At 36.8% G+C, this 13464-nt stretch carries 12 protein-coding genes; all 12 read left to right on the forward strand.

Annotated features, from left to right (window positions below):
- Positions 1-50 precede the first annotated feature (50 nt).
- The gene (gene mutM / locus IGJ04_RS11910; RefSeq protein ID WP_438840242.1) at positions 51-893 is read left to right on the forward strand and encodes a DNA-formamidopyrimidine glycosylase; all 843 of its coding nucleotides are present in this window, start codon (positions 51-53) and stop codon (positions 891-893) included.
- Positions 890-1489 carry a dephospho-CoA kinase gene (gene coaE, locus IGJ04_RS11915; RefSeq protein ID WP_438840243.1) on the forward strand — a complete coding sequence of 200 codons (600 nt, stop codon included), beginning with the start codon at positions 890-892 and terminating at the stop codon, positions 1487-1489. Before mutM ends, coaE begins: the two co-directional genes overlap by 4 nt.
- A gap of 179 nt (positions 1490-1668) precedes the next feature.
- Positions 1669-2151, forward strand: coding sequence for a transcriptional regulator NrdR (nrdR, locus tag IGJ04_RS11920; protein ID WP_002381296.1), 483 nt, complete (start codon positions 1669-1671; stop codon positions 2149-2151).
- Positions 2152-2166: 15 nt separating this feature from the next.
- A complete protein-coding gene (locus IGJ04_RS11925) occupies positions 2167-3576 on the forward strand; it encodes a replication initiation and membrane attachment family protein (protein ID WP_085406567.1) in 1410 nt (469 codons plus the stop codon).
- Positions 3576-4505: a primosomal protein DnaI gene (gene dnaI, locus IGJ04_RS11930; RefSeq protein ID WP_002355760.1), complete on the forward strand. Its 930-nt coding sequence runs from the start codon at positions 3576-3578 to the stop codon at positions 4503-4505. The genes IGJ04_RS11925 and dnaI overlap by 1 nt, the downstream gene beginning before the upstream one ends.
- Before the next feature lie 81 nt (positions 4506-4586).
- Positions 4587-5795, forward strand: coding sequence for a hypothetical protein (locus IGJ04_RS11935; RefSeq protein ID WP_002390400.1), 1209 nt, complete (start codon positions 4587-4589; stop codon positions 5793-5795).
- A 13-nt stretch (positions 5796-5808) separates the two neighbouring features.
- Positions 5809-7329, forward strand: coding sequence for a glycan biosynthesis hexose transferase WsfD (wsfD, locus tag IGJ04_RS11940; RefSeq protein WP_192189359.1), 1521 nt, complete (start codon positions 5809-5811; stop codon positions 7327-7329).
- Positions 7319-8902 (forward strand): hypothetical protein, encoded by a 1584-nt coding sequence (locus IGJ04_RS11945; protein ID WP_438840244.1) that lies wholly within the window; start codon positions 7319-7321, stop codon positions 8900-8902. The genes wsfD and IGJ04_RS11945 overlap by 11 nt, the downstream gene beginning before the upstream one ends.
- A complete protein-coding gene (locus tag IGJ04_RS11950; protein ID WP_002355764.1) occupies positions 8899-10161 on the forward strand; it encodes a glycosyltransferase in 1263 nt (420 codons plus the stop codon). The genes IGJ04_RS11945 and IGJ04_RS11950 overlap by 4 nt, the downstream gene beginning before the upstream one ends.
- Positions 10162-10175: 14 nt before the next feature.
- Positions 10176-12242 (forward strand): cellulose biosynthesis cyclic di-GMP-binding regulatory protein BcsB, encoded by a 2067-nt coding sequence (locus IGJ04_RS11955; protein ID WP_438840245.1) that lies wholly within the window; start codon positions 10176-10178, stop codon positions 12240-12242.
- Positions 12232-13092, forward strand: coding sequence for a hypothetical protein (locus tag IGJ04_RS11960; RefSeq protein ID WP_002385041.1), 861 nt, complete (start codon positions 12232-12234; stop codon positions 13090-13092). The genes IGJ04_RS11955 and IGJ04_RS11960 overlap by 11 nt, the downstream gene beginning before the upstream one ends.
- A 15-nt stretch (positions 13093-13107) precedes the next feature.
- The gene (locus IGJ04_RS11965) at positions 13108-13419 is read left to right on the forward strand and encodes a hypothetical protein (protein ID WP_002366283.1); all 312 of its coding nucleotides are present in this window, start codon (positions 13108-13110) and stop codon (positions 13417-13419) included.
- The last annotated feature ends 45 nt before the right edge of the window (positions 13420-13464 follow it).

Consider the following 13464-nt stretch of genomic DNA (forward strand, 5'->3'; position numbering starts at 1 on the left):
GACGTTGATATCTAAGCGTTCAGACCTCTTTATATAAAGGAGCAAAAATAATGCCAGAATTACCAGAAGTAGAAACAGTGCGAAAAGGACTTGAAAAACTTGTTGTAGGAAAAACCATTCAAGAAGTCATTGTTTTTTGGCCAAGAATTATTGAATCACCAGAAGTTGATGTATTTCAAGGTCAATTAGCTGGTCAAACGATTGAAGGGATTGAGCGAAGAGGAAAATTTCTGATTTTTAAATTGTCTGATAATGATATGATTTCTCACTTACGGATGGAAGGAAAATATGAGTTTCATCAGGCTGATGATGAAATTGCCAAACATACCCATGTAATGTTTACTTTTACAGATGGCACGCAATTACGTTATTTAGATGTACGGAAATTTGGCCGTATGACATTGGTTCCTAAGAATCAAGGTCATCAATATAAAGGGATTTTAGCTTTGGGCCCAGAGCCAACACCAGACGTTTTTCAATTAGCTGCTTTTCAACAAGGATTGAAAAAGCATCATAAGGCAATTAAGCCATTACTGTTAGATCAAAAGCTAGTGACGGGCTTGGGGAATATTTACGTAGATGAAGCACTTTGGCAAGCGCAAATCCATCCAGAGCAACCAGAAGATTTCTTAAAGCCTGCGGAAGTTGCTACGTTGTATCAAGCAATCATTGATGTCTTGGCACGCGCTGTTGAAGCAGGTGGAACCACTATCCGCACCTATCTAAACGCGTTAGGAGAAGCAGGGACTTTTCAAGTAGCGTTGAATGTCTATGGGCAAACAGGCTTACCTTGCAATCGTTGTGGTACGCCAATTGTTAAAACAAAAGTGGCACAACGTGGTACGCATTATTGTCCACAATGCCAACAATTGAAAGGTCGTCGATTGAAATGACAAAAGTTTTAGGCATTACAGGAGGGATTGCGACAGGTAAAAGTACGGTTGTTGCTCTTTTTAAAAAAGCGGGTTATCCAATTGTTGACGGCGACATTATCGCCCGAGAAATTGTTGCAAAAGGGCAACCAGCCTTAGCCGCAATCGTTGAAACTTTCGGACCAGAAATAGTATTAACAACTGGTGAATTGGATCGGAAAAAGTTAGGACAATTAATTTTCGCTAGTCCTCAAAAAAGAGAGCTGTTAAATGAAACGCTGAAACCTTTTTTAAGAAAAGAAATTTTACGTCAAATTGAAGAAGCTAAAAAGAAAGCCGCCCTGGTTATTGTTGATATTCCTCTGCTTTATGAAGCTCATTATGAGGCGATCATGGATCAAGTTGCTGTGGTATATGTACCAGAAAAGATTCAAAAAGAGCGTCTGATGGCCCGAAACCAATTAACAGAAGAAGAAGTGCAACAACGAATTGCTAGCCAATGGCCGATTGAAATGAAAAAAGAACGAGCAGATATCGTGTTTGATAACCAAGGAACTAGAGAAGAAACGGAACAGCAAGTGAAGAAGTGGCTAGAGAAACAAACTGGAAAGAAGTGAATATTTTTTAAATGGCGTAAAATGTTTTGAAAATTTCAGAAAAAACAGTGAAAGTCTTTGTTTTTATTAAAGAATGGCAAAGATTCAACTAAGAACCAGTTCTAAAGACCTAGTAATAGCGCAATTTCATGTTATAATATAGGCAACAAAAATTATACAGAATAGAAGAGGTGAACGTTATGCGTTGTCCAAGATGTCATCATAATAATTCCCGTGTTATTGATAGCCGTCAAGCAGATGATGGACGTGCAATTCGCCGTCGTCGTGAATGTGAAAATTGCAGTTATCGGTTCACTACATTTGAAAGAATTGAAGCGGCGCCATTACTTGTAATCAAGAAAAATGGGGATCGTGAAGAATTTAATCGTGATAAAATTTTGCGTGGGCTCATTCGCTCTGCGGAAAAAAGACCTGTTGCTATGGAACAAATGGTTCAAATTGTCGATAATGTTGAAAATCGAGTGCGTAGTTTAGGGGAAAATGAAGTCTCTACAACGCTTATCGGTGAATATGTGATGGAAGATTTAGTCAATCTAGATGAAATTGCCTACATCCGCTTTGCGAGTGTTTATCGACAATTCAAAGATATGAGCGTGTTTTTGAAAGAGTTACAGGACATTGTCGACAAAGCAAAATCTTCTTCTCCTGACTCAGAAAATTAAAAAGGAGGTCTTTCTTTGAAAGGAAATCGGCAAAGAATCCAACCAAAAAATATTTTTCAAGCGGTTATTGATTCACCGCTTTCTGATCAAGAGAAAGAGGTTTTAACCTTTTTATATCAACCAATTGTCGGCGCCAATGCGTTTAGTTTATATTGGCTTTTGTTATCTGAAACAACAGACTCAGAGGAGAATGGCTCGCTGTTTCATGCAGATTTAATTAGTTTGCTGGACTTGAGTTGTCAACAATTAGAAGAAGCTTGCTACAAATTAGAAGGCATTGGGTTGCTAGAAACGTATAAAAAAACAAATCGGGAATTAGGAGATTGTTATTTATATTATTTAAAAGCACCTGAAACAGCCGCTCGTTTTTTTAAAGATGAAGTGTTAGCTTTAGTGTTATTTAATCGGGTTGGACAACGGAAATTTGATCAATTAGTGCAAAAGTTCCAACCGCATCCTACCAAAACAGAGGGCTATCAAAATGTTTCCGCTAGCTTTCAAGAGGTTTATGCCTTTAAAGAAGAACAAATTGTTTCCGAAGCGAACCGATTGACAACGATTCAAGAAACTTTTTCTCAACAAGAAAAAGCGAAGAAAATTTCTGTATCAACAGATTCTTTTGATTGGCACTATTTTGTGGAAGGTTTGCACCGCTTAGGTTTACAATTGCCTGAAGATGAGGCTAGTTTTCAAGAAGAAGTCTATGTTTTTCATCAATTATATGGCATCAATGAGTTAGATATGGTAGACTTTGCTTCGAAATCATTTGACTATTATACAAGTCGAATTTTGCCTAAGGAATTAGTGCGAACGATTCATCAAGCGTTTGATCCTGATAAAAAACCACAACCAACAAACATAGTGACAAACAAGCAAGTACAATTGACGGTGGAAGAGCAACAAACGTATCGATATAACGCATTAAAAATGAATGGTTTTTCTGAACTGGATATTCAAATGATTATGGATAGTGAAAAGAATCCGCCTATTCAATATTTAGAAGCTTTAAAAAATAGTCGAGGCGGCTATACGACACCACAAGAACGTTCATTAGTGAAATATTTGGTTGCTAAATCAGGCTTACCGACTAGTGTGATTAATATTTTGATTAACTATGTTTACAATATTCAACAACAACCGACTTTAAAAGCGGAGTATGTGAATCGAATTGCGAATGAATGGGGACAAAGTGGCATTCATTCACCAGAAAAAGCAATTGAACATGTCAGAGAATTGGCTAAACAAAGCCAAACCAAACAAAAACAGCGACAACAAAATTATTCAGGGAAACGCCAAACTGTTCGACAAGAGCGATTGCCAGAATGGGCCGATCAGCCAAACGATGAAACAAAACTTTCCCCAGAAGAACAAGCCGAGTTAGATCGACAAATTCAAGAATTTTTAAACCAAGGAGGTGACCAATGATGGAAGACGTAGGAAAAGAAATGTCAAAAATTATCCAGAAGCGTGACATCAATGAACGATATGAAGAGCTAGTTAACGAAGTATTGAAAGATCAAGATGTTCAAGCCTTTATACAAGCAAACCGAGAGCGTTTAACCGATGAAGATATTCGTAAAAGTTATGCTAAGCTGTATGAATTTGTTCAAGAAAAAAAGAAATTTCAATTAAACGATCCGGCAATGATTGCCCCCGGCTATGAGCCAAGATTAATGTTGAATTTTCATTACATTGATGTAACATATGTCCCAACGGCTGATTTAATCGCCCGTCAGAAGGAAGAAGAAATTCGTAATCGAGTAAGGGCAATGGACATGCCAAAAGATGTCCGAGAAGCAAATTTACGAGATTTCGATCCATCTTCTCAAGGTCGAGCCAAAGCGTTAGCAGAAGCAATGCAATTTTTAAGAGAATATCCTGCGACACCAAAAGAATTTCATAAAGGGCTCTATTTACAAGGCCCCTTCGGTGTAGGAAAATCTTTCTTATTAGGTGCGATGGCTAATGCTTTAGCAGAACGTGGATTTACTACGACAATTGTTCATTTTCCAACATTTACAGTAGAAATGAAGCAAGCCATTGGTCGCGATCAAGTTGGTGAAAAGCTCGATGCAGTAAAAAAATCCCCTATATTAATGATTGATGACATTGGTGCGGAATCCATGACTAGTTGGATTCGTGACGACGTTTTAAGCGTAATCTTGCAATACCGAATGCAAGAACAATTAGTTACTTTTTTCTCTTCCAATCTAGATTTAAAAGCTTTAGAAGAGCATTTAACCGTGACGCAACGAGGAGAACAAGAGCCGCTAAAAGCCAGACGAATTATGGAACGTGTGCGTTATCTGTCAAAAGAGATTACGATGACAGGAAATGATCGACGAAACGGTTAAAGCAATCCTTTTATTTTTATGGATTGCTTTTTTTCTTGCGCTTGAAGAGGTAGCGTAAGTATAGCAAAAACAAGTACTTTTGTGTACACTGACAATAAAGAAGTGAGGAAAAGAGGCGTAACAATGAAGAGAAAACTTTGGATTTTTATTGGGGTATTCGTGGTGCTTCTGGGAGGATATTTTCTTTTGTTTAGAGAAAAATCCTATAAAGTAGAGGTGGAAAAAGTGAATCCAAAAATTCAACGCTTAATGTCGACAGACAAACAACATTTTTTAACAAAACATGAATTTCACACAAAAGAAACAGCTGAGCGCAAAGATTTGTTGAAGTTTTTTATTGAAACCCGGCTCAAAACAGACGGCGGCTTTTTAACCAATTATTTACCAGATGCTGAACGCAAAGATGTCGCCACAGGACATGAGTTGCTAAGTGAGTCTTCGGGTCTATATTTGCGTAATTTAGCTTTTGATACGCAGGGACGTTTTGATAATTTTTACAAGCAGACGAAAGACACCTTTTACGACGGCGTCCAATTTAGTTACCGAATTGACGAGCAAGGCAATAAATACAATGTCAATGCCTCGATTGATGATTTACGGATCATTCGTTCATTAATTGAAGCAGGGGGGCATTTTAAAACAGATCAGTACGATCAAGAAATTAAAAAATTAGGCAAGAGTTTTATGGAAACCTCTATGAAAGATAATATTCTAATTGATTTTTACGATAGTAAATCAAAACAACAGTCTTCAGAAACTTCTTTGTTTTATATTGACTTAATTACGCTGGGTTATTTATACAAAGAATTTGGGATTTCAGCAGACTACTTGCAGTATCATTACCAATTAATAGACGATGGCTATATTTCTGATGATTTACCTCTTTATCAAACGAAGTTTAATCATCAAACAAATAAATACGAAAACAACGGAACACTTAATATTATTGAATCTTTATTAACGATTGTTCATTTAAGTGAAGTGGGTATGGCGAAGCAGACTAGTATTGATTTTGTGCGAAAACAAGTTCAGCAAGGGACGCTTTTTAACTCGTATGATTTAAATGGATCGCCCGTGGATAAAAATCAATCTGCAGCTAGTTATGCGATAGCGGCTTTAATTGGTGTTGCCGAAAATGACAAAGAGTTGTATCGTGCGGCAATTACAGTACTTAATAATTTTCAAATTATGGATTCAAGCAGTCCGATTTATGGAGGATTTGGTGATAAAGTTACGAAACAAGTCTATTCCTATAATAACTTAATGGCTCTTTTGGCCTATGATTTCTAGGTGAGGTGAAAGCATGGAAAAGATCAAAAAACACATGAACTCGGCTTTTAAATGGTTGAGTCGTTATATTTCTCCAAGTCTTTTGGCCGTTTTAGGGATTGGGTTAGTGACAAGCATTTTGTTATTTGTTTATCCGATTAATGGCTTGGGAGATAATGGCGAGTATTTTCGTGTGTTAAATTCAAATAGTCTTTATCGTGTCAATGGCGATAGCTACGACAATGTGGCCTATTTTGTTAAGGACTTTTCAATTATGCGTTATTTTAATGAAACAACGACGCACTTTGTTTCCACTCAACAATTTTTCATTACCGTTGCCATTTGGCTTAATAAACTTTTTTATAGTCAAACACTTTTCGATATTCGTTTCTTAGGTTTCGTTTATCTTAGTTGTTTTTTAGTGTCAATTTATATTCTGGTACGAGGCTTAACCGAAGGCGTATCTTTGAAAAAAAGTTATCTTATCTCCTTGTTGGTTATTTTCATCTTGGGGGATACCTCCTATACGATTTATTTTAATTCCTTTTATACAGAAGCGACGAGTTTTTTACTTTCTGTGAGTGTCTTAGCATTTTCAGTCTATTTTTATCGGGTGACGAAACCACGAACTTGGCTCAGAAGAATAGTTTTGGTTATCTTGGCACAAGCAGTAGTACTTTTAATAGGAACAACACGCCAAGAATATTTGCTGATTATTGGCGTAATTATTGCTGGATTAGGATTTTTTGTCTACTTGTCACAACGTTACCAACGATTGTCAATGACGGCCTTTTTAATTGCGTTGATTGGTTTTACAACGTTAGCAGCTTTTATCGTTCCTAACGATATCTATGAACGTGATGTCTACCACAGTATGACGCGCGGTGTAATGAAGGATAGTAAGGTTCCAGATAAACGGATGTCAGAGGGCGGAATCAACCCGCAATATGGGTTGCAAAAGGGACGTTCCTACTTTGAAGAATACAGTCCTGTATCACCAACTTCTGAACAAATGAAAAAAGATTTTTTTGATAAAACGAGTTTTGGATGGGTGTTATTGAATTATTTAAATTATCCATCTGAATTATGGCAAGGACTGAATTCAGCGGTCCCAAATGTTTACTTAGTAAAGCCTAATAATGTGGGGAATTTTGAGAAAACAACGGGGCGTGCACCGCTGGAACAATCTAAATTTTTTATGGTGTATAACCGTATTAAAGCCAGTTTTTTCCCTAAAAACTTTGCTTTCTATCTATTATTAGGCGTGATTCTGTTTGGTTTATATGGCGTTGGTTTATACAGAGGACTCAAGAGAAACGAACCCAGATTAGTTTTTCGCTTCTTTTTAATGACAGGGATTTATCTTAATTTATTAGTTGTTTTCATTTCAACAATTATTATTGATGGGGATAGTGACTTAGTACGTCATTTGTTTTTAGTCTCAGTATTTTTAGATTTTCTCTTGTTACAAATTGTTTCTGATGTTATTGGTAAACGAATGTGGCAAGATACAACACCACAAGTCATTGGGGAGGTAGAGGGAATTGAAAAATAAACAATATCTTATTGGCTGGGTGTGTTTCTTCCTCTTTTTCGTTTTTTGTGGCTTTGCCAAACCGGCGCTGGCTGCACCAAGTAAACATGTCTTACTTGTCTATGACAGCTTGAATATTGCCGGGAAAAAAGAAAATGATGTGGATGCTTTACAACGAGTGTTGACGAGTTTTGGAGTAGAAGTTCAGAGTGTGGCGGTGTCAGACTATGTGCCTGGCGAATTGCTAAATGATGGCTATGACAGTTTGATTTCTATGGTGAATTGGCCTGAACAAGCCGGCGTTATTGCCTCTGATTTTCTAGCGGATCGAGTTCATTTTAAAGGCAAACAATTACACATTGGTCGAAACATGCGTGACGATGAAAAACAATATTTTAGCGGTACATGGAAAGAATTAAGTCATCGTCAATATCGGTTAGAAGATGAAAAAAAACGCTTTTCTCAAGTATTGCCTTTTCAAGATCAATCAGTTGTGCTGGAAAATACGCAAGGTCAGACAGTTGGTCGATTAAAAACACAAGAATTAGCACCAGAAGAATATCCATTTGGTGTAATTGAGAATGGGCATGCTTTTCTCCCAATGTTTGAACGCAAAGGCGCTGTTTTTTTAGAAAGCTTGGACGTAATTAGTCAATGGCTGGAAAGTGAAAAAATGTCACGGCCGTTTTTGACGATTTCTGATTTTAACCCGTTAAGAGATATGTCTGTGGCAACCTATTTGCAAGAAGAATTAGTTAAAACCACGTATCCTTATATTTTATCCAGTACGAGCGTTTCACAAAACAATACGATTTTACCTTATAAACTATTTACGAATGCGTTACGTGCGTTTGCTTCGACGGGGGTTATTTTCTTAGAAACACCGGTCGTTAACAATGTTGATTTAAATGACCAACGTGCCTTGAAACAATTGATGGAGCAGCAGATTAGTTTATTGGTCGACAGACATGTCTATCCAGTAGGCATTTCTGCTCCAGGATACTGGAATCAAGACCTTCAATACCAAGAGGATGGTCTAGCAATTAGTGATACAGTGATTCTAAGAGAAAATCCGCCGATTGAACGCGTTTTTTATCGGAACCAAACGGGAGAATCAATCACTTATAAGAATGCTATGTTTGATTTACCGTATGATTATTTATCGGGGATTGAATGGACGGATAAAGATAATCCGAATGACTATCGATTTCCAATGCCGACCACCATTAGTTTTTCATTTCCAAATTCTAAAAAAGAAGTGGATCATCTAATTCAAGAAGTCAAGGAAGCACCAATAGTGTTTAGTGTTTCAGAAGCGGATCAACATTTCACTGTTCAAACACAAACGCAGAAAATCGAATTTCGGAATAATCGGTTCTTCTTAAACAATCAAATTGTCAATGGTTTGGCTGATACAGGGGCCTCAACAGTTGAAAAACAACGATTTACAGGGTTATTTTCATTCTTTTTCAGTATCACAAACAATATTTTGATTGGCGTTGTCACGCTGACTTTAATCATCCTGATTATTTTGTTTATGATTGGACGAAAGAATTATCGGTCGAAATATATTAATAAGGAGGAAGACAAATGACCATTGCTGACATTGTAATGTTAACAGCAACTATCATTATTTGGAGTCTACTAATTGTAAATATTCTCTTAGTTATTTTTGGCTATGTTTATTATTTAAAAACAGATCCTGTCGCACCACCACCTGTAGAGGACGAAGACGCGCCGTTTGTTTCAATTATGGTGCCGGCCCATAATGAAGGAATTGTCATTGTGCGGACAGTTGAAGCGTTATTGAATTTTAATTATCCGCAAGATCGCTATGAAATTATTGTGATTAATGACAACTCAAGTGATAATAGTGCTGAGCTTTTAGCGAACGTCCAAAAAAAGGCGGTTAATCGAAATTTGCAGATTATTAATACAGACAATATAACAGGTGGGAAAGGTAAGTCTAATGCCTTAAACATTGGTTTCAAGCAAGCCAAGGGGGACGTGATTGCCATTTATGATGCGGACAATACACCTGAACCGAATGCACTCCGTTATTTAGTTGGAGAGTTAATCGCTAGTGAGGAATACGGCGCGGTTATTGGTAAATTTAGAACGAGAAATCGCAATGCAAGCTTGTTGACACGCTTTATTAATATCGAAACACTTGCCTTTCAATGGATGGCACAAGCCGGTCGTTTTCAATTATTTAAGTTATGCACGATTCCTGGCACAAATTTCATTGTTCGTCGTAGTATTATTGAAGCCATTGGCGGCTGGGATGACAAAGCGTTAGCCGAAGATACAGAAATCAGTTTTCGCATCTATATGATGGGCTATAAAATTAAGTTTCAACCAAAAGCAGTGACGTGGGAGCAAGAGCCGCAAACTTTGTCAGTTTGGTTCCGACAACGGACGCGATGGGTCAAAGGCAATATTTATGTTATTGTTAAAAATGCTAAATTATTGTTTAATCCTAAAGCGAGTCGGATCCGTTTTGATATTTTATATTTCTTGTCCATTTATTTTCTCTTAATGACATCGCTCGTTTTGTCAGACATCATGTTAGTTTTATCAATGTCTGGTTACTTAACAACGACCTTGCAAGGATTTAGCAATTCCTTGTGGTTGTTAGCGATTTTGTTATTTATTTTCAGTACTTTTGTCAGTATTACGACCGAAAAAGGCGAAATGACTTTAGAGAATATCTTAATTATTGCCTTGATGTATATTACATACAGTCAGATGTGGCTAGTAGTCGCCGCTTATGGCATGGTGATGTATATTAAAGAAAATGTTTTTCATAAACAAACACAAACAAAATGGTACAAAACTGAACGATTTAAATAAGGAGGAAACGTGCAATGAAACAAAAAACAGTCACTTTAATAGGGTTGTTCTTTCTGTCAATTCTGATTGGTGTCGCAAGTCCGACCGTATACGCCGAAAACAAAGAACAAGACAACCATACCTTTACACAACCTTTTCAAAATAAAACAATCTCTTTAACAGGTACTTCTGTCCGTAGCACCATGTATTTTACAAAAATTGATTATTGGGACGTAAAAAAAGCATCATTCAATATGACCTACCAAATCACACAATTAAAAAATAATCAGACCTCAGATTTAACTGTGGCAGTGAATGGTGTGAAGTTTTATTCTTGGCGTCCTGAAAATACGACTGGTATTCAACAAAAGACGATTGAAATCCCTTTGGAACTGATTAAAGAGACAAATACATTGACTGTTGAAGGCCAAATTATTAATCAGGCAGGAAACGACATGTATAATTTAATTGAAACTCCGGCAAATTGGTTAACGATGTATGAAGGATCTAACGTAAACTTCCAATACGATTTACAATTACCAGAGAATACGATTCATTCTTTTTATAATCATTTTGTGGGAGCAGACACGATTGCGAATAAACACAGTGTTATTTTGACACCAGAAAATGCATCGGAAAAAGAATTAGCTGCAGCGACCCATGCGTTAGCTGGTGCTGCTCGTTTGATTACTACCTCAGAAGAATTGTTGCCAATGGCTTCTTTGAACAAAGAACAGTCAGCACCCTATCAGTTGATTATTGCCAGCTATGATAAATTACCAGATCAGTATAAAAGTCAAATTGATAGCAAACGCGTGGAGGACCAGGCTGTCTTAAAATTTTTCAATCAACCAGATAAGCATGTTTTAGTAGCTACTTCTAAAGATGAGGACTTACTTGTTCGTGCGGGACGTTATTTAGCCAACTATGAATTAATGACCCAAACAGATAAAGAAGAGACAACAGTTGATGAGAATACCGATACGTTTAGTTCAACTTTAGAATTTGATGGAAATTATCCATTAACCTCAACGGGGGACAAGCTAGAAGGGGCCTATCACCAAGAACAAACGTACTTTGTCAATTTACCAGTGGATCGAAACAATGCCAATGGAAGTCGCGTGCATTTACATTTTAAATACGCTGAAAACTTAGATTTTGATTCTTCTTTAGTGACGGTTTACGCCAATGATAAACCAATTGGCAGCAAGAAATTAACCGCTGCTCGTGCGAACGGTGATGAATTAAATCTCGAATTTCCAAAGAACTTAGAAATTGCTGATAGTTTTGTTTTAAAAGTTGCTTTTGATTTGAATGTTAAATCACCAGAAGTTTTACGAAATGGTCAGACTCCATGGGCCTTTATTGAAAATAATTCGAATGCATTTATTCAAACAGAAGAACTGAATGACATATTATTTAACAACTATCCGAACATTTTTATCAGAAGCCGTTCTTTTGCTGATTTAGCGATTTTATTACCAGAAAAAATGGACGACAACTATTTTAAAGTGTTGACCAATTTATTTAACTTAATTGGTAATTATGCCGAAAGTAATGTCGGTGAGATTACGTATTATAAAAAAGCGCCTAAAAATGCGGCATTAGAAAATCATAACTTGATTATTTTTGGTACGCCTAAGGATAATCCGATGATTCGTAAGTTAAACGATCAGTTATATTTCCATTATGATAAGGACTTCACACGTTTTGTTTCAAACGAGAAACTAAGCATTGAAAAAGATTATGGCAAACAAATCGGTACGGCGCAGCTAATGTTTTCTCCATATAATGCGAAAGCCGCGGCGTTAATCTTAACGGGAGCTAAATCACAAGGTGTCTTTTTAGCCTCTACACAAGTGAATACAGAGAAGAATACTTCTATGTACAAAGGAGATGCCATTGTGGTCGATCCGAACTATCGTCGCTATGATTATCGTTTCAAAAAACGTGTAAGCAACGTTAGCAACGAATCATTAGGTAAACGAATTGTCAATAATCATAAATTAATGATTTATCTATTTGTCTTCTTAATTGGTATGACCATTATTGGATTAAGTGCGTTCTTCATCGTGAAGAAGAATTTGAAAGGTGGGGAATAGAGTGAATCAAAAACGAGTGACCTTGCTTTTGGATTTAACTTTGTTGGTAGGAATTGTTTTGGTTGTCGGCACAACCATCTTTATGGCCTTAGGAACGAATGATTTCTTTGTGGACTTAAGTTGTCTATTAATTTCAGTTATCTTAATTATTGTTACCTATTTTGTAGGAATTACAGCGGGGTTAACATTTTCGCTTATATTTATTTTTCTACAATTGACCTATGTTGTATATCAGTATGTCTATCATGATTTGTTTAGCTATGGCTCATTATTTTGGCTAATCATGCCGCCGCTCTACTGTTTAACAATCTATGCAGTGACTTATCAAATTCGTACGATTGAAGAAGAAAATATTCGCTTACGTAAAGAAACTTCACGGTTAAATGCGTTAGATGCAGTAACTAATTTAAGAACAGCAAAAATGTATGAAGAAGGATTCGATTTATTTTCTGACATTTCTACACGTTATGAAGCGCCGTTATATTTAGTCGTGATCCGAGTGGCCTATTGGGAAAGTATTCGTAACTTATTAAGTCCTGAACAAAAGAATGAATTGCTACAAATCGTGACAGCGGCGATTAAAGAGACAACGGATGATCGCTTCTTACCATACTTTATCGACGGCACACCGCCGACTTGGGCGTTATTAATTTTCCGCGATGGGGATGACGGATACACCACTAGAAAAGAATTCAAACAACAAGCTCAAGAGAAATTTGCCCATTCTGAAACCTTAAGAAATATTACTTTGACATTACAAGTTTCCTATACCAAATATGATCCTGCCGAATTTAACAACGCTTCAGAATTTTTAGGGGATGGAATTAATTCTCTTCAATATGATGTTTAAAAAGGAGGCAAACAAATGACTGAAAAAATTGCTGTTTTTACAGGGAAATTAGCAGAGGCTGGTGTGTTAAATGAGACACAGCCATTGTCAATGCGATTACATTTAGAAAATATTCAAGCAGAAAGTGATCCAGAATCTATTGTGCCCTTATTTTCTCATGGGGTAATTTTAAACATACTTGTTGAACAGTTAGAGGAAAGTATCCCACTGTCTCACTTGAAAAAAGGGACCAAAGTCCGTTTCACAGTCGTAGGCTTGCCGCCGATGACTATGTCGATTCCACCGCATGTTGGTGGGCAAGCGATTGAATTGATAGAAGAAATCTAAAAAGCTTCTGCATTAGCTAATAATCATAGCTAATGCAGAAGCTTT

It is taken from the genome of Enterococcus sp. AZ050 (assembly GCF_051715085.1).
GTDB classification, from domain to species: Bacteria; Bacillota; Bacilli; order Lactobacillales; family Enterococcaceae; genus Enterococcus; species Enterococcus faecalis.

Excerpts from the sequence above, each read along its gene's own strand:
- IGJ04_RS11965 (WP_002366283.1), top strand. The coding sequence starts at position 13,108 with ATGACTGAAAAAATTGCTGTTTTTACAGGGAAATTAGCAGAGGCTGGT.
- IGJ04_RS11955 (WP_438840245.1), top strand. The coding sequence starts at position 10,176 with ATGAAACAAAAAACAGTCACTTTAATAGGGTTGTTCTTTCTGTCAATT.
- IGJ04_RS11950 (WP_002355764.1), top strand. The coding sequence starts at position 8,899 with ATGACCATTGCTGACATTGTAATGTTAACAGCAACTATCATTATTTGG.
- mutM (WP_438840242.1), top strand. The coding sequence starts at position 51 with ATGCCAGAATTACCAGAAGTAGAAACAGTGCGAAAAGGACTTGAAAAA.
- wsfD (WP_192189359.1), top strand. The coding sequence starts at position 5,809 with ATGGAAAAGATCAAAAAACACATGAACTCGGCTTTTAAATGGTTGAGT.
- coaE (WP_438840243.1), top strand. The coding sequence starts at position 890 with ATGACAAAAGTTTTAGGCATTACAGGAGGGATTGCGACAGGTAAAAGT.
- nrdR (WP_002381296.1), top strand. The coding sequence starts at position 1,669 with ATGCGTTGTCCAAGATGTCATCATAATAATTCCCGTGTTATTGATAGC.
- dnaI (WP_002355760.1), top strand. The coding sequence starts at position 3,576 with ATGGAAGACGTAGGAAAAGAAATGTCAAAAATTATCCAGAAGCGTGAC.